18 protein-coding genes are annotated in these 18,782 nt (G+C 68.2%); 10 read left to right on the top strand and 8 right to left on the bottom strand.

Going from position 1 to position 18,782, the window contains the following annotated elements; all coding sequences use genetic code 11:
- Nucleotides 1-2 precede the first annotated feature (2 nt).
- Nucleotides 3-1,280 carry a folylpolyglutamate synthase/dihydrofolate synthase family protein gene (locus VF168_09680; GenBank protein HEX7004441.1) on the bottom strand — a complete coding sequence of 426 codons (1,278 nt, stop codon included), beginning with the start codon at nucleotides 1,278-1,280 and terminating at the stop codon, nucleotides 3-5.
- A complete protein-coding gene (locus VF168_09675) occupies nucleotides 1,267-1,767 on the bottom strand; it encodes an HD domain-containing protein (protein ID HEX7004440.1) in 501 nt (166 codons plus the stop codon). Before VF168_09675 ends, VF168_09680 begins: the two co-directional genes overlap by 14 nt.
- Before the next feature lie 74 nt (nucleotides 1,768-1,841).
- Between VF168_09675 and VF168_09670 the strand changes: the two genes are divergently transcribed.
- Entirely contained in the window at nucleotides 1,842-2,948 is a 1,107-nt protein-coding gene (locus VF168_09670; protein ID HEX7004439.1) for a stage II sporulation protein M, read from the top strand.
- A gap of 52 nt (nucleotides 2,949-3,000) precedes the next feature.
- On the opposite strand, the gene VF168_09665 is transcribed toward VF168_09670, so the two are convergent.
- Both VF168_09665 and trpS read right to left on the bottom strand, forming a co-directional pair.
- Nucleotides 3,001-3,909 (bottom strand): hypothetical protein, encoded by a 909-nt coding sequence (locus tag VF168_09665; GenBank protein HEX7004438.1) that lies wholly within the window; start codon nucleotides 3,907-3,909, stop codon nucleotides 3,001-3,003.
- A gap of 37 nt (nucleotides 3,910-3,946) precedes the next feature.
- Complete coding sequence (trpS, locus tag VF168_09660) at nucleotides 3,947-4,981, bottom strand: tryptophan--tRNA ligase (protein HEX7004437.1); 1,035 nt, start codon at nucleotides 4,979-4,981, stop codon at nucleotides 3,947-3,949.
- Between the two features lie 94 nt (nucleotides 4,982-5,075).
- Between trpS and VF168_09655 the strand changes: the two genes are divergently transcribed.
- The 9 genes from VF168_09655 (at nucleotide 5,076) to VF168_09615 (ending at nucleotide 14,800) form a co-directional block, all read left to right on the top strand.
- On the top strand, nucleotides 5,076-5,720 hold the full coding sequence (locus VF168_09655; GenBank protein ID HEX7004436.1) for a beta-phosphoglucomutase family hydrolase: 645 nt from the start codon (nucleotides 5,076-5,078) through the stop codon (nucleotides 5,718-5,720).
- Nucleotides 5,717-6,895, top strand: a complete 1,179-nt coding sequence (locus tag VF168_09650; GenBank protein ID HEX7004435.1) for a helix-turn-helix domain-containing protein — start codon at nucleotides 5,717-5,719, stop codon at nucleotides 6,893-6,895. The genes VF168_09655 and VF168_09650 overlap by 4 nt, the downstream gene beginning before the upstream one ends.
- Nucleotides 6,896-7,228: 333 nt before the next feature.
- The gene (locus VF168_09645) at nucleotides 7,229-8,206 is read left to right on the top strand and encodes a glycosyltransferase family 4 protein (protein ID HEX7004434.1); all 978 of its coding nucleotides are present in this window, start codon (nucleotides 7,229-7,231) and stop codon (nucleotides 8,204-8,206) included.
- Between the two features lie 27 nt (nucleotides 8,207-8,233).
- The gene (locus VF168_09640; GenBank protein ID HEX7004433.1) at nucleotides 8,234-9,604 is read left to right on the top strand and encodes a glycosyltransferase; all 1,371 of its coding nucleotides are present in this window, start codon (nucleotides 8,234-8,236) and stop codon (nucleotides 9,602-9,604) included.
- Complete coding sequence (locus VF168_09635) at nucleotides 9,601-10,326, top strand: SDR family oxidoreductase (GenBank protein HEX7004432.1); 726 nt, start codon at nucleotides 9,601-9,603, stop codon at nucleotides 10,324-10,326. The genes VF168_09640 and VF168_09635 overlap by 4 nt, the downstream gene beginning before the upstream one ends.
- Nucleotides 10,317-10,946, top strand: a complete 630-nt coding sequence (locus VF168_09630; GenBank protein ID HEX7004431.1) for an HAD family hydrolase — start codon at nucleotides 10,317-10,319, stop codon at nucleotides 10,944-10,946. The genes VF168_09635 and VF168_09630 overlap by 10 nt, the downstream gene beginning before the upstream one ends.
- On the top strand, nucleotides 10,922-12,418 hold the full coding sequence (gene rfaE2 / locus VF168_09625; GenBank protein ID HEX7004430.1) for a D-glycero-beta-D-manno-heptose 1-phosphate adenylyltransferase: 1,497 nt from the start codon (nucleotides 10,922-10,924) through the stop codon (nucleotides 12,416-12,418). Before VF168_09630 ends, rfaE2 begins: the two co-directional genes overlap by 25 nt.
- Entirely contained in the window at nucleotides 12,415-13,629 is a 1,215-nt protein-coding gene (locus VF168_09620; GenBank protein HEX7004429.1) for a glycosyltransferase family 9 protein, read from the top strand. Before rfaE2 ends, VF168_09620 begins: the two co-directional genes overlap by 4 nt.
- A 19-nt stretch (nucleotides 13,630-13,648) precedes the next feature.
- A complete protein-coding gene (locus VF168_09615; GenBank protein ID HEX7004428.1) occupies nucleotides 13,649-14,800 on the top strand; it encodes a glycosyltransferase family 9 protein in 1,152 nt (383 codons plus the stop codon).
- Here VF168_09615 and VF168_09610 read toward each other — a convergent pair.
- The 4 genes from VF168_09610 to VF168_09595 all read right to left on the bottom strand — a co-directional run bounded on the left by VF168_09610 (nucleotide 14,747) and on the right by VF168_09595 (nucleotide 18,782).
- Nucleotides 14,747-16,135: an alpha-amylase family glycosyl hydrolase gene (locus VF168_09610; protein HEX7004427.1), complete on the bottom strand. Its 1,389-nt coding sequence runs from the start codon at nucleotides 16,133-16,135 to the stop codon at nucleotides 14,747-14,749. The genes VF168_09615 and VF168_09610 overlap by 54 nt on opposite strands.
- A 131-nt stretch (nucleotides 16,136-16,266) precedes the next feature.
- The gene (locus VF168_09605; GenBank protein ID HEX7004426.1) at nucleotides 16,267-17,397 is read right to left on the bottom strand and encodes a M23 family metallopeptidase; all 1,131 of its coding nucleotides are present in this window, start codon (nucleotides 17,395-17,397) and stop codon (nucleotides 16,267-16,269) included.
- Entirely contained in the window at nucleotides 17,394-17,951 is a 558-nt protein-coding gene (hpt, locus tag VF168_09600; GenBank protein ID HEX7004425.1) for a hypoxanthine phosphoribosyltransferase, read from the bottom strand. Before hpt ends, VF168_09605 begins: the two co-directional genes overlap by 4 nt.
- A gap of 117 nt (nucleotides 17,952-18,068) precedes the next feature.
- A complete protein-coding gene (locus VF168_09595; protein HEX7004424.1) occupies nucleotides 18,069-18,782 on the bottom strand; it encodes a pseudouridine synthase in 714 nt (237 codons plus the stop codon).

Genomic DNA, 18,782 nt, shown 5'->3' with positions numbered 1-18,782 from the left:
GACTACTGCCACCGCTCGGCCGTCTCGAGCCCCTCACCCGTGACGTGCGGCCGCAGTTCACCCACGAGGTAGAGGCTTCCCGCCACCACCACCGTCCCCCCTACTCTCGTCGCGGCCACGGCTCTGTCGAGAGCCTCGACCGGGTCGTCGACGGGCAGGGCGTCCCCGCCGAACGCCTCGGCGACATCTCGAGGCGGCCGCGCGCGGGGGCTCTGGCGGGCCCCGGTAGCGAAAACCGTGCCGGCCAACGGCGCCAGTGCCGTCACCAGGGCCGCGATGTCCTTATCCGAGCCCATGCCGGCGACCAGCGTGAACGGTTCCTCCTCCAGGCGGGCCAGGCTCTTCGCCAGGACCGCCGCGGCCTCGGCGTTGTGGGCCCCGTCGAAGACGACCCAGCGGCCACGCCACCGGATCCTCTCGAGCCGCCCCGGCCAGCGAGCCCGCGCCAACCCCTGCTCCACCGCGTCCCGGCGGACTCCCAGCCTCAAGGCCGCGACCGCAGCCAGCGCCAGATTCGGCTGCTGGTGCTCCCCCACGAGCGGAGAAACGGCCTCGACGCTGCCTGCCGGACAGGTGACGGCGATCCTCTGCCCCTGCCAGCCAAGCTGCTCGCCCCTCACCACGATCTCTTCGCCCAACACCCATAGAGGCGCGCCAGAGACGGCGGCCGCGTCGCGGAGGGCGACCAGAGCGTCGCCGCTGGCGCCGGTCAGTGCCGGCCGGCCCTGTCGCAGTATCCCCGCCTTCTCCCGGGCTATCAGGGCGACCGTCTCCCCCAGCAGGTCGGTATGGTCCAGGGCGACTCCGGTGACGACCGATAGCTCGGGGTCGAGCGCGTTGGTCGCGTCGAACCGTCCGCCCAAACCGACCTCCATGACCGCCCAGCCCACGCGCTCCCTGGCGAACAGCAGGCAGGCCGCTGCGGTCACGACCTCGAAGAAGCTCGCCTCGATCTCGTCGGCGATCGGCCGCAGACTGCCGACCGCCTCGGCAACGTCCTCCCTGCCCAGTTCCGTCCCGTCGACCACGAAGCGCTCGCCGATCCGGCTGAGGTGCGGCGAGGTGTAGAGGCCCACCCGCTCGCAAGATCGCGTGAGGCACTCGGCCAGGACCTTGGCGGTACTCCCCTTGCCGTTGGTTCCGCCTACCAGCACCGACCGGAAAGTCCGCTGAGGGTCGCCCGCCGCAGCGAGCAGCGCCAAGATCCGTTCTAGTCCCAGTGTCACGCCCAGCCGCTGGCGGCGGTAGAGCCAGTCGAGGTGCTCCTCAGGTCTCATCATCTAGGGATTTGATCAGTGACGCACCGGCGTCGCCGCCGGGCTCGTGGTGGCGCTCGACCAACCTCGCGACCTCGTCGCAGCCGCCCGCTTCACGGATGAGCCTGGCTCCATAACGGCTGTGGTGGCGTTTGACCTGCCATGCGCCCCGCAATCCCTCCAGGGCCGGAGCCTCCGGCACGTCGCTGGGTGCGTAGAGGTGCACCAGGATCCGGTAGAGCGGATTGTAGGGGCGCACCGACTTCCCCACGTCATGCAGGAGCGCGGCGCGCACCAGTACGTCGGACGCCTGGGGCATCCGCTGGAGCAGTTGCCGAGCGACCAGGCAGGCGTGCTGCCGGTCGCGAGGATCCATGGACAGGTAGAGCCGATACTCAGCGGGCTCGAGGTAGCCCTGGGCGAACCGGTCATCAGGCCGGGCCAACGCGGGCAGCAGGGCCACCAGGGTGCGGCGAGCGGCGTTCACGACCCAGCTGCGATTCAGCTCCACGGCGGTCAGTCTAACGTCAGTAGGCGCCTGGGCCGCGTCCGTTGTGAAGCGGGGCCTACGGTATGCTCTAACGGATGAGTCGTTCAGAACCTGCCTTCCGCGCTCTCTTCGTCGCGCTGCTGTTCACTCTCGTTGCGACCCTCCTCTCATGGGCCGGCGCGCAGTACGCGCGCGGGGCCGATCCCGCTGTCACGGCCAACCGCGCGGTCGAGACCTGGCTCGAGCAGGAACCTCCTGAACTGGCGCAGCTGAGCGGGTTGTCCCCCGCGCAGCTGTGTGAGACCCTGCCGGGGCTCATCACCAATCCGGCCCCGGAGCCGGGAACGCGGGTCAACCTCGACGACCGGCAACAGTTGCCGGCCCAGGAGGAGGGAACCCGCATCTACTCCTACAGCGCGGTGAGGCCCGGCGGACAGCTAGAGGTGGTCCAGGTAACGCTCGAGCGAGAAGGAGAAGAGTGGGTCGCTAGGACGGTGGGTTACCGGCTGAGCAACGACGGTCGGGAGTGGCTGCAGCAACCCGAGACGGCCTGGATCTTCGGGGCGTTCACCATCCTCGTGCTCTACCTGCTCTTCACTCCTTCGTTCCTTCGCGGCTGGCTGGTCCGCGGGCTCCAGGTACTGCGTGAGCACCGTGGCGTAGTGCTGTTCACCATGATCCTGCTCTACGGTGTCTTCGCCCTGGGCGTGGTCACGGGCAGCCAGCTGCCCGAAGAGTGCGAGGAGGCCGCCCTGACCGTCGTGAACCAGGCGATCACCGCGGTCGGTGCGAGCGAGGCGTACGGCAGCGGCAACGTGTCGCGCGCAGCCGCGGTGACCTTCTATCAGAACTTCGTGGTGGTTACCCTCTCGGTCACCTTCAGCCTGGCACTGCTGTTCGGCATCCCCGCCTACCTGCTGTCGGTCGTGTCGTTCTACGTCCAGGCGATTCCCTTCGGCCTGGTCGGGGCTTTCGGCAGTTCTCAGGTGCTCTTCGTGGCGGTCCTCATCCTGCTCGAACTGACCGCCTACTTCCTGGTGGTGGCCGGAGGTGGCATCCTGCTTCGGACTCTGTTGAAGAACGGCTTCTCGGCCCTCCCGCTGGCGGTGAGCCGACTGGCGTTGATGTTGCCGATCGCCATGCTCCTGCTGCTGATAGGCGCGTGGTACGAAGCAGGGATCCTGCTCCTAGGCACGCCCTGAACATGCGACAAGGCTTCTCGAGCCAGTGACGAGCGCTCCCGGCACGGGTTGCTCAAGCGCCCCCGGTCGGTAGGCCCAGGACACGACCCACCGCTGGCGCGACGTCGACGAGGGAAGCGCATTCCGAGAACTCCTCCCGCCGCGGTCCCAGGGCGATGAGCGGCACCCTGGCTCGAGTGTGCCCGCGAGTCCCCTTGTCCTCCAGGTTCCCGTGGTCCGAGGTGATGAGCAGCGTCACATCTTCCAACGCGCCGACCACGCCTTCGATGAACGAGTCGAGCCGCTCGACCAGCTGCACCGCCTCGTCGAAGGGCGCCCGGTGGCCGGCCCTGTCGCTCGGCCAGTAGTCGAAGAAGGTGAACTCGCGGCCGAGGGCCAGCCGTGCGAGGAGTTCGCCCGACTCGGCTGGCCGGTGCACCGGAAGTCTCGCATCGACGCTGACGAAGTACTCGCCTGTGAGGTCAGCCGCCACGGCCTCCCCTCGCGCGTAGTCGCTCAGGTCGGGCAGGGCCAGACCGGCAGCGAGCGCGGCGTGAACGGGGACGTTGGTGCGCGCTCGACCGTTCTCGATAGCCGCGAAGTAGCCCGGAGGGTAAGCGTTGACGAGCAGCGCGTCGCCCCCTCCCGCCAACACCTCGCTGAAGAGGGTCGACCTGTCGAGCAGCTTGCGCAGAGTCGGCCCGGGCCAGGGGCCGTAATGTCTGCCCATGATCGCAGCGCAGTTCGTACCGGTCAGCAGCGTTGCCTGGCCGGTAGCTGACTGAGGGAGGCCAGGCTGTCCCAGCGTCGCGTCGAGCCCGCGGACGACAACCTGGGCGTTGCTCGCGCTCACGCCCTCGCGGAGCGAACCACCCAGCAGGTTCCGGAGGAAGGGGGAGCGCGCAGCGGCGAACGGGTTCGCCTGCGGATCGTCGGTCCCTAGACCGACGCCATCCAGGAAGAGGAAGAGCAGGTGGGCCATCACCCGGTCCCGCTTCGCCTGGCCATCGTGGAAGCTATCAGCCGACGCCGACCGCCGCCTTCACCCGCTCCAGTGTCGGTGCGGCGATCGCGCGGGCCCTGTTCGCCCCAGCTTCGAGGATCTCGTCGAGCGCCTGCGGCTGCGCCATCAGCTCTTCGTAGCGTTCGCGTATCGGTCGGATGGTGTCCAGTACCGCCTCGAGCACCGCCTTCTTCAGGTCGCCGTAGCCGCTCCCTTCGAACGTCCGCTCAACCTCTTCGGGGCTCACCTCGCGCAGTGTCTGGTAGAGCGAAAGCAGGTTCCTGACTCCGGGAGAAGCCTGCTCGAAGCGGGTCTCGCGCCCCGAGTCGGTGACCGCCGACATGACCGTCTTCCTGATCGTCCTGTCGTCATCGAGCAGGTGTACGGCGTGGCCCCCGCGGTGCGCCAGCGACTTGCTCATCTTCACCTCGGGATCGTCGAAGCCCATCACGCGCGCGCCGTACTGGGGGACTACCGCCTTGGGCAGCACGAAGACGTCTCCGAAGAGGTGGTTGAAGCGGGTCGCGATGTCGCGGGTGAGTTCGATGTGCTGTACCTGGTCCTCGCCTACCGGCACGAGCTCGGCATCGTAGAGCAGGATATCGGCAGCCTGCAGGACCGGGTAGACGAGCAGGCCGCTGCCCACGCTCTGCGAACCCTTCCCCTTCGACTTGAACTGGGTCATCCGCTGCAGCCAGCCCAGCGGTGTCATGCACTCGAGGATCCAGGTGAGCTCGGTGTGTTCGTGCAGGTGTGACTGAACGAAGAGCAGGCTCTTCGTGGGATCGATGCCAGCCGCCAGGTAGAGGGCGGCGACGCGGCGCGAGTTGCGCTTCAGCTCACGCGGATCTACCGACTCGGGGATGGTCAGGGCGTGCAGGTCGACGATGCAGAAGATGTTGTCCCGTTCGTCCTGCTTCTCGACCCACTGCTTGAGGGCCCCCAGATAGTTGCCCAGGTGGAGGTTACCGGTGGGCTGCATGCCCGAGAAGACTCTCGGTTTCACGCCCTGCGCAGGCGGGTCGACGGTGGCGGTCCGGCTCTCTGTCATCGCCGTCGAGTATAGCCCCGGGGCGTGCGGGCGGGCCCTTCCAGCGTGTGACCGCCCATTTTCTCCGGAACCTTCACGGCCTACCCTTCCCGGTGTGCAGCGTGGGCTGATCTTCGATCTGGATGGCGTACTCAGCGACACGGCCGAACTCCACTACCGCTCCTGGCGGCGACTAGCCCGGGAGTTGGGACTGGAGTTCGATCGCGCCGCCAACGAAGCCCTGCTGGGTCGCTCCCGTGAGGAAGCGCTCGAGCTGTTCCTGGCCGGCCGCCCGACGGATGAGGATCGCGAAGAACTGCTGCGGCGCAAGAACGGCTACTTCCTCGAGTCGTTGGCCGAGTTCGGCACGGGAGACCTCGCCCCGGGCGTGCTGGAGCTGCTGGATGCGGCGAGCCTCAGAGGCTTGTCCTTGGGGCTCGCTTCCTCGAGCCGCAATGCGAAGTTGGTGTGCCAGAAGCTGGGCATACTCGACCGGTTCGAGGCGGTGGCCGACGGTTGCAGCGGCCTCAGGCCCAAGCCGGAGCCCGATATCTTCCTCTGGGTGGCCGGGGCGCTCGGTTTGCCGCCCGCCTGTTGCACGGTCATAGAAGACGCGCGTGCGGGCGTGGAGGCGGCGCGGAGAGGCGGCTTCCGGGTCGTGGGAGTGGGCCCTGCCGAGCGGGTCGGGGAGGCCGATCTGGTGGTCGGCGGGCTCGCCGGCCTGGACCTCGATCGACTGCTGGGGGCGGGCAGCCGATGATCGCTACCGAACTCCGCTTCAAGGACATCGCCGAAGCTCTGAGCAGCCAGGCTGCCCACCTGCTCGGCGCACCCACCTATGTGGTCGATGGCGATCACAGAGTAGTGGCCGCCAGCCGGCCCGGCTGGGTGGGACGGTTCGTACGCGCCAGCCAGCGCGAGCAGAGCCTCGAGGTGCCGGTCGAGATCGCAGGCGAGGACGGTTGGGTGGTGGTGGGCCCGCCCCTGGATGGAGGCACGGTTCCCGCCCATCTCGCCCAGGCGCTGGTGAACCTTCTCGTCGATCAGGCCGCGATCGTTGGCACCCTCCCCCACGGCGCAGAACTCAAAAACAAGATCATCCACGACCTGCTGCACGGGTCGGGGGAGAACGAGGCGACTCTCGTTCGACAGGCGCGCCTCCTGGGCATGGACATCGAGCCACCTCGGGCGGTCATCCTCATCGACGCCGGCCGCTACCTCTTCGATGGCCGCAACGACGAGAACTCGCGGGACGATGTAGCCCGTCGCTCCCAGACGCTGATCGACGAGATCGTTTCATTCTTCCAGCTCCCCAACGACACCATCTGCGCCTACATAGGCGACGGCGAAGTCGCGGTGCTGAAGGCGAGCGACACCCGCAATCTGCGCCACTGGGCCGACGAGGAGGACGTGGCCAACTCCTCCTCCTGGGCGAACCTGGCGGCGCTCAAACGGGCCGGTCGCGCCCTTCTGGCCCGCCTGCAGTCGAAGACGGGAGTGCCGCTCGGGATCGGGATCGGCCGTTACCACCGGGGCCCGGGAGGCCTCGCTCGTTCCTATGGCGACGCCAGGGCGGCACTGGGCCTGGGGCAGCGATTGAGCGGTGTGAACAGGGTGCACTCGCTCGACACCCTCGGGGTGGCCGCGTTCGTTGGGGTGGCGGACGAACGAACGAAAGTCGAGCTGGCCAGGCACCTGCTCAGTCCGCTCGACGCCGATCCAGAACTCATAAACACGCTGCAGGTCTACTTCCGCGAGAACTGCCACCCCACGAGTGCCGCCGAGAGCCTGGGTGTCCACCGCAACACCCTCAACTACCGGCTCGATAAGGTAGCTCTCATCACCGGCCTCGATCCCCGCACGTTCGACCATGCGGTCCAGATCAGGCTGGCGCTGGTACTGAGGTCGCTGGAGAAGGAGTCGACCGCAGCCTAGTTCGCGTCGAGAGGCTTCAATAGTTCCTCAACTCCCCTTCTGGACGTCGATTACGCCCATCTGTCACGACCTACTCATCTGCAATTAAGGTTCCGTTCAGGTTCGACTTCTGCTGTCCTGCACCGGGAAAAGGGCTGGTGATGTTGCGTCTGCCCAAGGGAAGCGCGGAACGGAGAAGTAGAAGTTGTGCAGCCGCACGATGAACTCCCCTTCCGCTCCCCCCTATCCTCGTGCGGGAAAGCGGGGGATGATGCAGAAACTTACGATGACAATCGGGCTTTTCGGAACATTCGGAGTCTTCGCCGAAACTGCTCTCGGGTCGGGGTGGCGCCGGTGAGGCGCCCGCGCGTTCTCACCTGGCACGTCCACGGCGCCTACCTCTACTACCTGACTCAGACCGACGCCGAGTTCATCCTGCCGGTGCGGGAGGATCGCTCGGACGGCTACGGCGGTCGAGTGGGCGACCACCCCTGGGGAGCGAACGTGCGCGAGGTGGCGTGGGACCGGATCCGCTCGGAGCAGATCGACGTGGTCCTCTGCCAGTCGCGTCGCAACTACGAGGTAGACCGCTTCGACATCCTCTCCGATGAACAGTTGGAGCTACCGCTCGTCTACGTCGAGCACGATCCACCCAGAGAGCACCCGACCGACACGCGCCACCCGTTGGACGATCCGAACGCGCTTCTGGTTCACGTCACCCATTTCAACGACCTGATGTGGGACTCGAACCGCACCCCGACTCGGGTCATCGAGCACGGGGTGGTGGTCCCGTACGGGGTCGAGTACAGCGGTGAGCTGGAGCGTGGCCTCGTCGTCATCAACCAGCTCGAGAAGCGCGGTCGAAGGCTGGGCGCCGACATCTTCCTGCGCGCCCGGGAGGAGTTGCCGATCGACCTGATCGGGATGGAGGCGCGTTCGCTCGGCGGTCTGGGCGAGGTGCCGCACTCACAGGTGCCCGCCTTCGCATCGCGCTACCGCCTCTTCTTCAACCCGATCCGCTACACCAGCCTGGGCCTCGCCGTGTGCGAGGCGATGGCAGCGGGGATACCGATCGTGGCCCTGGCGACGACGGAGATGGCCACGGTCATCGAGAACGACGTGAACGGCTACGCCGACACCGACACGGAGGGCCTCATCGGGCGGATGAGGATGTTGCTGGAGGACCCGCAGCTGGCGCGACGCCTGGGCGAGGGCTCCAGAGCGACCGCTCGCGAGCGCTTCGGCATAGATCGATTCGCCCGCGAATGGGGGGCGGCCTTGCGGGAGGTCGCCGCCAACCGAGCGGGACGACTGGTAGAAGCGGCGTCCTAGACGCCGCTCGACAGATGAGGGGGGAACATGAACATCGCGATGATAAGCGAGCACGCCTCGCCGTTGGCAGCCCTTGGAGGGGCCGACAGCGGCGGGCAGAACGTCTACGTAGCGCAGGTTGCAAGCGAACTGGGACGCCGCGGCAACAGGGTGGTGGTCTTCACCCGGCGCGACGATCCCGGCCTGCCTGACGAACTCGACTGCGGCGACAACGTCCGCCTGGTGCATGTGGAGGCGGGACCGCCCCGGCCGGTACGCAAGGAGGAACTCCTCCCGTTCATGGCCGAGTTCAGGCGGAACGTCTCGGCCTGGCTCGACGGATCGCCGATCGACTTCGATCTGGTGCACGCCCACTTCTTCATGTCGGGGCTGGTCGCCGACGAGCTTCGTGAAGCGCGCGGGCTGCCGTACGTGATCACATTCCATGCACTCGGCAAGGTGAGGCGGCGCCACCAAGGAACGGCCGACACCTTCCCCGACGAACGTTTCGAGATCGAGGAGCGGGTCGCTCGGAATGCCGCTGCCGTGATCGCAGAGTGCGATCAGGACTTCCACGACCTGCAGGGGCTCTACGGGGCCCCGGCCGAGCGGATAAGGACGGTACCGTGCGGTTTCTCGACCCGCGAGTTCGGTCCTCTGCCCCAGGCCCAGGCGCGGCAGCGCCTTTCGCTGCCGACGGACGAGCCGGTGATACTGCAACTGGGCCGGATGGTGCGGCGCAAGGGCGTGGAAGAGGTCATCCGGGGCCTCTCGCGGCTGGTACACGATTACCGTCAACGAGCCTTGCTGGTAGTAGTCGGCGGCGAAAGCCCGGAGCCGGACCCGGTGCGGACGCCGGAGCTAGGAAGGCTGATGGGCATAGCTCGCGAGGAGGGGGTCGAGGAGCTGGTCCGCTTCGAGGGCCAGAGGGACAGGCGCCACCTTCGTGACTACTACTGCGCCGCCGACGTCTTCGTGAGCACTCCCTGGTACGAGCCGTTCGGGATCACTCCGCTCGAGGCGATGGCCTGCGGGGTGCCGGTCCTGGGTTCGGCCGTGGGCGGGTTGAAGAGCACGGTGGTCGACGGCGAGACAGGCTTCCTGGTCCCGCCACGCAACCCCGAAGCGATCGCCGAGCGACTCGCCGTCATGCTGCGCGAGCCGAAGATACTGGCGCGCATGCGCGAACGGGCGCTGGCGCGCGCCGGGGAGTACACCTGGCAGCGCGTCACGGACCTGCTCGAGGACGTCTACGAGGAGGCGCTCGGGAGGTCCGCTCTCCCGGTACCGGCGATCGTGGCCTCCAGGGACCGCGTCCCCGGAGGAACATTCCGGGCGGCGGCCAGCCCCACGATCGCTGCGACGATCCCGGTCACCAGCTCGCGCGACGCTTCGGAGCCCGAGGGGGGCAGCCGATGAACGGAATCGAAGGAAGGAGCGCCCTCGTCACCGGGGGCGGAAGCGGCCTGGGCGCCGAGACCAGCCGAGTACTCGCAGCGTCGGGCGCCCACGTGCTGGTGGCCGACCTCGACCCGCAGGCGGCCGAGAAGGTGGCGGCTTCTCTGCGTGACTGCCCAGGTGAAGCCGCAGCTATCCGACTCGACGTGAGCGACCCTGAGTCGGCCCGCGAGGCGGTCGAGGCAGCCGAGGAGCGCTTCGGGTCCCTCGACATCCTGGTGAACAATGCCGGTACCGACCGGACAGTCGCTTTCGACGAACTCACCATCGAGGAGTGGCAGAGGGTGATCGGCGTGAACCTGCACGGCGCCTACCTGATGTCCCACTTCGCCTTCCCCGGGATGAAGCGACGCGGCAGGGGCCACATCGTCAACATCGCTTCCACCGCGGCCCGCCGAACCTGGGCGAACGCCGCCGCATATCACGCCTCCAAGTGGGGTCTCCTGGGACTCAGCCACTCGCTCCACGTCGAAGGGCGCGAGGTCGGGGTGGCGGTGACCGCGCTCATCGCCGGCGGGATGCGCACCCCGTTCATCATGGAGCGTTTCCCCGACACCGATCCCGGACTGCTGCAGGAACCGCGCAACGTTGCCGAGGCGATCCGGTTCGTGCTCCAGCAACCGCCCGGCACGGTGATCCCGGAGCTTATGGTCCTGCCGATGCGGGAGACCTCGTGGCCGTAACCGCAGCCGAACCGCGTCCGGCTGTCTTCCTCGACAAGGACGGTACCCTGGTTGCGAACGTCCCTTACAACGTCGAGCCGGACAGGATGGAGTTGCTGCCGGGAGCCGGAAGGGCGCTGCGGCGGCTGCAGGACGCCGGCTACGCTCTCGTCGTCGTGACCAACCAGTCCGGAGTGGCGCGCGGATACTTCCCGCCCACCGCGCTGAGAGCGGTCCGCTGGCGCCTCGAGTCGTTGCTCGATCCGTTCGGCGTTCGGCTCGACGACTTCCGGGCCTGCGTGCACCACCCAAAGGGGGTGGTGGCGCCCTACGCCCGTGAATGCGACTGCCGGAAGCCCAAGCCGGGGCTGCTCCTGGGCGCCGCCGTGGCGAACGGTATCGACCTGAGCAGGTCGTGGATGGTAGGCGACATCCTCGATGACGTCGAGGCCGGTTGCCGCGCCGGGTGCCGAACTGTGCTCCTCGACGGACCTGGAGTGGGCGGCGAAACCGAATGGCTCCCGGGCGAGTGCCGGGACCCCGACTGCACGGCAGGTGACCTGGAGGCAGCGGCGGAAGCCATACTCGCGACCCCCGTACGACCTAAGGAGGCGCGATGCAACGCGACCTACTCCAACTGATCCGAGGATTCAGCGGACTCGACGTGCTCGTCATTGGTGAGGCGATGCTCGACGCCTACCTGAACGGTTCCGCCGACAGACTGTGCCGCGAGGCGCCGGTACCCGTGGTGGGCCTGAGCGAACGCAGCGACAGGCCGGGGGGCGCCGCGAACGCCGCGATGAACGTAGCCGGCCTGGGGGCGCACGTCTCCTACCTGGGAGTGGTGGGGCCCGACGATGACGGTCTCCGGCTCAGGAACGAGCTCGAGGCGGGCGGCATCGACCCGGGCGACCTGGTCGTGAGCGAAGCGCGCCAGACCCTCAGCAAGTGCCGCGTCTTCGCCGCCGGTCAGATGCTCATGCGGCTCGATCAGGGAAGCTACGAACCGCTGGACAGGGCAGCCGAGGCGGAGTTGATCGGTCGTTTGAGCGAGTCGTTCGAGCGAGCCGACCTGATCATCGTCTCGGACTACGGCTACGGGGTGGTGACGCCGCAGGTGATCGAAGCCCTGGAGCGGCTGATGCGGCGCAACCCGCGGCCGCTGGTTGTGGACGCCAAATATCCGGAACGCTACCGGCGACTGCCGGTGACCGCGGTCAAGCCGAACTACGGGGAGGTCGCCCGGCTCCTGGGGCTGAGCCGGAAGTCGCAGGGTCGGATCGAGCAGCTCGAACCGTTCGAAGACCAGCTGCTGGAAGCGACCGGGGCCAGGATCGTCGCCGCCACCCTCGACGAGGAAGGGGCTCTCGTCTTCGAGCGGAGCGCTCCTCCCTACCGCACCTACTCCCGACCGATGCCGCACAGCAACGCGACTGGCGCCGGCGACACCTATACCGCCGCTCTTGCCCTGGCTCTCGCCGCCGGGGCCGACACTCCTGGCGCGGCGGAGTGCGCATCGGCGGCTGCCCGCCTGGTGGTCTCGAAGGACGGCACCACCGTTTGCAGGCGCGAGGAGCTGCTCGCCTGGCTCGGTGCCGGCGAGAAGATCCTCCACGGTCGGGGCGACGTGGCGACCCACGTCGAGGCGCTGCGCAAGGAGGGGCGCCGCATCGTCTTCACCAACGGCTGCTTCGACATCCTCCACCGCGGCCACGTCACCTGCCTCAGTCGCGCCAAGGCCCTGGGCGACGTCCTCATCGTCGGGATCAACGGCGACGCCGGAGTTCGCGCCCTCAAGGGCCCCGAACGGCCGATCAACCCGCTCGAGGACAGGGTCCAGGTGCTCTCTGCCCTCTCCTGCGTGGATCACATCGTGCCGTTCGACGAACCGACTCCGGCGGAGCTGCTGAAGCTGGTAAGGCCGGACGTGTTCGTGAAGGGGGGCGACTACAGCGAGGAATCGTTGCCCGAAGCGTCGCTGGTCAAACGTCTGGGCGGACGAGTAGAACTCCTCCCCTACCTCGACGGGCGCTCGACGACCGGGATCATCGAACGGGTGCGAGGAAGCGACGCCGAGGCGCCCAGGAGAGCGGCCGGGGGTGGCCCGGCGTGACCGGGGAACCGGATCCGGGGCACCTCGGCGAGGGTGGAGCTGTGGGACACCAGGGCGCGCTCCGGCAGCGGTCACGATCCGGCGCGTGGCAGGCGGCGCGGAGGATCCTCTGCGTCCGCCTCGACGGTCTGGGCGACCTGGTGATGACCGGCCCGGCCATCCGTGCCCTGGCCGAATCGGGAGCGCGCCGGCGGATCACCCTCCTCACGTCGAAGGCCGGCGCACGCGCGGCCTCGCTCCTGCCCGGCATCGACGAGGTCATCGCCTACGAGGCGCCATGGATGAAGGCGACTCCGGCCGGCAGGGGCAGCGAGCCGGACGGACGGATGATCTCGCGACTGAGGGCCGCCACGTTCGACGCTGCCGTGATATTCACGGTCTACAGCCAGAGTCCGCTTCCGGCCGCTCTGCTCCTCCACCTCGCGGACGTGCCGTTGCGACTGGCCTTCTGCCGCGAGAACCCGTACCACCTGCTCAGCGACTGGGCGGAGGAGACCGAACCGCAGGAGACGATCCGGCACGAGGTAAGGCGGCACCTCGACCTCGTGGCCCAGGTGGGCGCCCGGCCGACCGATGAGCGACTGCGGGTGGAGCCGCGCCGGCAGGCGCGGGAGAAGGTAGTGGACCTCCTCGGGCGGCACGGCCTCGTGGGCGCCCGGGACTGGTACGCCGTTCACCCGGGAGCAAGTGCCGCATCGAGGCGCTACCCACCCGAGTCGTTCGCCCGGGCGATCAGCTCGCTCTGGCGTCGCCAGCGGCTCATCCCTGTACTCACCGGAAGCGGGGAGGAGGCTGCGCTTACCGCCGCGATTGTCGACGCGGCAGGCGTCCCCGCGGTGAACCTCGCCGGGCGACTCGACCTGCACGAGTTGACGGCGCTCCTCGAGCAGGCACCGTTACTGCTGTCGAACAACACCGGACCCGCCCATCTTGCCGCCGGTGTCGGCACGCCCGTGGTTGACCTCTACGCTCTGACCAACCCTCAGCACACGCCCTGGCAGGTCCCCGCCCGCGTCCTCTACCGAGACGTGCCCTGCCGGTTCTGCTACCGCTCCGTTTGCCCGCAGGGGCATCATGCCTGCCTGCGGGGGGTGCCGCCGGATGAGGTTGCGGAGGCAGTGGCAGAGCTGCTGGCCCGGACTGAAGACCGCTCCGCCGCGGCTCCTGCGGGCGAGTGCGGGGATCGCACGGCATTGGCAGGTGTTCCGTGAACGGCGGGAGGCCGGTCCGGTGCCGTTGAGCCCTGGGGTCGAGCGGATCGCCGTACTTCGCTCTAACGGCATCGGCGACCTCGTCTTCGCCCTGCCGGCCCTCGCCGCCTTGCGGTCCGCGTACCCGCGCGCCCGCATTACCCTCCTGGGCCGCAGCTGGCACGAGGAGCTGCTCGCCGGCAGGCCGGGGCCGGTGGACGAGGTGGTGACCGTGCCCCCTTGGCGGGGAGTAGGGGACGACCGCGAGGACCCGGATGCCGTAGAGGCGTTCTTCGAGGCGATGAGGGAGCGGGAGTTCGATCTCGCCCTGCAGCTCCACGGCGGTGGAGCCAACTCGAACCCGTTCGTTTCGCGCCTCGGCGCCCGGCTTACGGTAGGCATGAGGGCGCCGGGCGCTCCCGCTCTCGACCTGACCTTCCCCTACATTTACTACCAGCAGGAGGTCATGCGCCTGCTGGAAGTGGTGTCGCTGGTTGGCGCCACCCCTGTCGAATTGGAGCCACGGATCGCCGTTACGGAGCGGGACAGGGAGGAGGCGCGAGCCTTCCTGTCACGGATGGGCGGGACAGCTGAGGATGCTCCGATAGCTGCTCTGAACGCCGGCGCGGGCGACACCCGGCGACGCTGGCCCACCGAGAAGTTCGCGCAGGTCGGCGACGCTCTGATGAGGGAGGGCTGCCGGGTAGTGGTCACCGGCAGCAGCGCCGACCGGCCCCTCGCCGCGGCGATCGAGGGTTCGATGCGGAGCACGCCGCTGATCGCTGCCGGCGAGCTGAGCCTGGGTGGGGTCCTGGGGCTCTTCGAACGAAGCCGGGTCGTGGTCTCGAACGACTCGGGACCGCTTCACCTGGCGGCGGCGGTGGCCGCCCCTACCGTAGGGATCTTCTGGTGCGGGAACCTGATCAACGCCGGCCCGCTGTTCCGGTCGCGCCGTCGGCCGCAGATCTCGTGGCGTCTCGACTGCCCCGTCTGCGGCGTGGACTGCACCCGGGGGAGCTGCGAGCACGGTGAGTCGTTCGTCGCCGACGTCGCGGTGGATGAGGTGACCGAAGCGGCCATCGACCTGTTCCACTCGGCGCGAGCGGGTAGCGAGGGCCCGACCTCGCCACAGGCTCTTTCACCGCTCGGGGAGCCGGAGCAGCAGGGCCGAGGTGGCGGGCAGGAGGGCTGATTCCCCCAACTGCTGGCCGCTCAGCAGATCCGTCGCGCTCGCGGCTCCGAGAGAGCGGAGGTCGAGCACGGCGCCGCGGTTGGCGAAGTTCGCCACGACCAGCACCGTCTCCTCGGGATGGGTGCGGCGCAGAACGAGGATGCTCCGTTCGGGGGGATCGAGCACCTCGAGAGTGCCGCCTGCGAGCGCCGGGCTGGCCTGGCGAACGGCTATCAGGCGCCGGTACCAGTTGAGCAGCGAGGCCTCGTCCTCACGCTGAGAATCCACAGAGATGGTGGGGTCCTCGGTGCTGAAAGGGATCCAGGGGCGGGAGTCGCTGAAACCAGCCCCCGCTCCCGCGCGCCAGCGCATCGGCGTGCGCTTCATCCGATCGTCGTCGCCTTCGCCGTTGGGCATGCCCAGCTCTTCGCCGTAGTAGACGATCGGCACCCCCGGCGCGCTCAACAACAGGGCAGCGGCCAGCCGCGACCGTTCGGGATCGGGGCGCAGGAAGCCGAAGAGGGTGGCGGGGCGGACCTGGTCGTGGTTCGAGATGAAGGGGGCCCGGACGCTTCCCGGTGGATAGAGCCGAAGGTCCTGCTCGAGAACGGTAGCCAGATTGGCCGGGCTGCGACTCTGCACCGACGAGAGGATCGCCTCCCAGAGGGGATAGTTGGTCGAGAGATGCAAGCCGGCGTCGCGGTGGTAGCGAGCGATCAGAGGGGTCGCCGTCCATGTCTCGCCCAGCAGGTAGGCGCCAGGCGCGACGCTCTCGATGAACTCGACGAACTTCGCTACCCAGCGGAAGTTGGCCTCGCTGTTGCTGATCGCGCCATCCTCGCCTTCGACTATGTGTTGGATGGCGTCGACACGGAAGCCCGCCACCCCCCGTTCGAGCCAGAAGCGCACCGCCTCCTCCAGCTCCCGTTCGACGAGGGGATTGCGGTGGTTCAGATCCGGCTGGTTGCCGCTGAACAGCGCAAGGTAGTAGCTCCCGCCCGAAGGGTGCCAGGGGGAACCGCTCCCCAGTCCTCTCCAGTCCGGCGGCTCGTCCCGCCAGAGGTAGTAGTCGCGGTACTCCTCAGCGCCCGCCGCTGCCGCCTGGAACCATGGGTGCTGGTCGCTGGTGTGGTTGACGACGAGGTCGAGAATCACGCGGATCCCACGCGCCCGGGCCTGAGCCAGCAGGTCATCGAAGTCCGCCATCGTTCCGTACTCCGGAGCGATCGAGGTGTAGTCGGTGGGGTCGTATCCGTGGTAGCTGGGGCTGGGACCGATGGGCATGAGCCAGATGTCGGTCACCCCCAGCCAATCGAGGTAGTCGAGTCTCTCGGCGACTCCCCTGAGATCCCCGATGCCGTCACCGTTGCTGTCCTGGAACGAGCGTACGAATATCTCGTAGATGACCGAGCCGGGCGGCGGCTGGGCCGCGGCGGTCCCGATCGAGGCGCTCAGCAGCAGGAGGAGCAGCGCCGCCCGCAGACGCCTCAGGGCCAGATCCTGTCTACCCAGGCCAGCGGGTTGGTGGGGGTGCGGGCGACCCGCATCTCCCAGTGGAGGTGGGGGCCGGTGGAGAGGCCGGTCGTGCCCACCTCGCCGATCACCTGACCGCGACTGACGCGGTCGCCAGATTCGACGAGGATGGTGCTCTGATGGAAGTAGAGGCTGCTCACCCCGGCCCCGTGGTCGATGAGCGTCAGGCCGCCCTTGATCGGGTAGAAGTCCGCCACCCGGACGATACCGTCGTTGGTTGCGTGGATTGGGGTGCCGGCGGGAGCACCGATGTCCGCTCCCTCGTGATACGACACGGGACCGCCCGGAGCGTAGCGGCGGGGCAGCCCGAATCCGCTCGTCGAGAGACCCTCGATGGGCATGAGGAAGGGGCTGCTCCACTGCGGGGTCGGTAACGGCTGGGCGTAGGCGGCGGCGAACGCCTCGCGCTCGAGCTCCCTGCCGGCCGGCGTTATCACGCTGAGGGTGGTTGGGGAGATATTCAGTTCCTGCACCGGCTGGGTGCTCGCAGCGATCCTCAGCTGGGCGCTGGAGGTGCTCACCCGGCCGAACTCGTCGACGAGAGTGAGTTCGACCGGCCACTCCCCGGCGGTGCTGCCGAGCGGTATGGCGGCGACCCGGATCAGTGCGTTCGAGCGCTCGAGCGTCGTTCCTGGGGCCGCGGCGAACTGGAGGACGGCCTCCTCTACCGCCGCCTCCCCTTCCCAGCGAGCGGTTATGGTGACCGGGTCCCCGGCCATCGCCGCGTCGGGCACCTCCAGGGTCGCCACCACCGGCGGCACGCCGGTCACCCGAAGGGTCGCCGACGCCTCGTTGCCCGCTGCGTCGGAAGCCGAGACCTCTACGTCATGCTCGCCAGACAGCGCCAGGAGCGAGACGGTCAGGTCCTGCGAGACCCGCTCCAGTTCGAGGTCGCCATATTCGACGAGGTAGGTCACGGGCTCGTTCGCGCTCAGGAACAGGTCGAACGGCTCCTCGGAAGCTACCCTCCCGGGCATCTCCAGGTAGAGCTCAGGCGGTTGGTCGTCACGACGGGCGCTCGAGAGTCCGACCGCCAGCAGGAGTGTAAGGGCCAGCATGCCAAGGCGGAGGGGCGTCAACTTCACCTCTCCTGCTCTATCGCCGCTGGGTCGCTGGTCACGAACGGCACGTTCCGGTAGCGGTGGGCTACGTCCAGGCCGTAGCCGTAGACGAAGGCATCCTCTATCTCGAAGCCCAGGTAGTCGATGTCGACCTCCACCACGCGGCGGGAGGGTTTGGAGAGGAGGCTGGCCACCTTGACCGAGAGGGGTCCTCTGCCCTCGAGGTAGCCCTTGAGGTACTGCATGGTGAGGCCCGTGTCGACGATGTCCTCGACCAGCAACACGTGGCGCCCCTTGAGGCTCAGGTCGAGGTCCTTCACGAGCCTGACCTCGCCGCTCGACTCGGTACGGGACCCGTAGCTCGAGACCGACAGGAAGTCTACGGTGAGCGGCAGATCTATCGCCCTCACCAGGTCGGCCATGAATACGAAGGCACCGTTGAGCACGCACACGAGGTGAAGCGGCAGGCCCTTGTAATCGTTGCGGATCTGTTCGCCGAGTTCCTGCACCCGGCGCTGGATCTGGTCACGGTCCAGCTGCACGGAACCGCTTCCGCGCCGGAATATCGTCTCTGTCATCTCGCCTCGTTCAGTCACCGGTACCGGTCGCAATTTCCGCCCCGACCCTGGGCCCGAGTATACCGGCTCGAACGGCCGCCCCTTTTCCGGCGCAGCTTTGGCCCGCTCGTCCCACTCCTACTGCCGGTCCCCGCTGGCGAGGGCGGCACGGATCTCCTCCTCGCTCAACAGCCGATAGCTTCCTGGCTCGAGGTTCCCGAGTTCGAGTTCACCGACCCGGGTGCGTTGGAGGCGGCTGACCTCGAAGCCTACCGCGGCGAGCATCCGGCGCACCTGTCTCTTGCGCCCCTCGCCCAGAACCAGCAGACAGCCATCCGGCAGCGGAACAGCCTCCAGCGCCCGGGCCCTGCCGTCTTCCAGTTCGACGCCGCGCCGGAGCAGCTCGAGCGCGCCTGTGGGTACCGTTCCCTGGCGGCACCAGACGCGGTAGGTCTTGCGGTGCCCGTACCTGGGGTGGGTTAGTCGGAGGGTCAGCTCACCGTCGGTGGTGAGGAGCAGCAGCCCCTCCGACTCCTTGTCGAGGCGACCGACCGGATGGAGGCCCGGCGTGGGCGGCAGGAGGTCGATGACGGTGCGGCGTCCCCGCTCGTCACTAGCGGTCGAGAGGATGCCCCGCGGCTTGTTGAGCATGTAGGTCACGCGCCTCGCTTCACCGGTCACCAGTCGTCCGTCGACACGGACCTCCTCGGCGCCGCTAAGCCGCATGCCCAGCTGCGCGGGCTCGCCATCCACCACGACCCTGCCCTGGCGGATGAGATCCTCGACGCCGCGCCGGCTGGCGACCCCCAGCCGGGCCAGCACCTTCTGCAACCTCTCCCCCTCGTCAGCCAT

This window comes from Trueperaceae bacterium (assembly GCA_036381595.1).
In the GTDB taxonomy this organism is placed as follows: Bacteria; Deinococcota; Deinococci; order Deinococcales; family Trueperaceae; genus DASVCN01.
The sequence above is the reverse complement of the archived record's forward strand: the minus strand, read 5'-3'. Positions and strand labels throughout refer to the sequence as shown.

Coding starts and splice junctions, on each gene's coding strand:
- VF168_09650 (HEX7004435.1), top strand. CDS start 5,717: ATGATCGCTACCGAACTCCGCTTCAAGGACATCGCCGAAGCTCTGAGC.
- VF168_09665 (HEX7004438.1), bottom strand. CDS start 3,909: ATGGCCCACCTGCTCTTCCTCTTCCTGGATGGCGTCGGTCTAGGGACC.
- trpS (HEX7004437.1), bottom strand. CDS start 4,981: ATGACAGAGAGCCGGACCGCCACCGTCGACCCGCCTGCGCAGGGCGTG.
- VF168_09670 (HEX7004439.1), top strand. CDS start 1,842: ATGAGTCGTTCAGAACCTGCCTTCCGCGCTCTCTTCGTCGCGCTGCTG.
- VF168_09595 (HEX7004424.1), bottom strand. CDS start 18,782: ATGGCTGACGAGGGGGAGAGGTTGCAGAAGGTGCTGGCCCGGCTGGGG.
- VF168_09640 (HEX7004433.1), top strand. CDS start 8,234: ATGAACATCGCGATGATAAGCGAGCACGCCTCGCCGTTGGCAGCCCTT.
- hpt (HEX7004425.1), bottom strand. CDS start 17,951: ATGACAGAGACGATATTCCGGCGCGGAAGCGGTTCCGTGCAGCTGGAC.
- VF168_09635 (HEX7004432.1), top strand. CDS start 9,601: ATGAACGGAATCGAAGGAAGGAGCGCCCTCGTCACCGGGGGCGGAAGC.
- rfaE2 (HEX7004430.1), top strand. CDS start 10,922: ATGCAACGCGACCTACTCCAACTGATCCGAGGATTCAGCGGACTCGAC.
- VF168_09680 (HEX7004441.1), bottom strand. CDS start 1,280: ATGATGAGACCTGAGGAGCACCTCGACTGGCTCTACCGCCGCCAGCGG.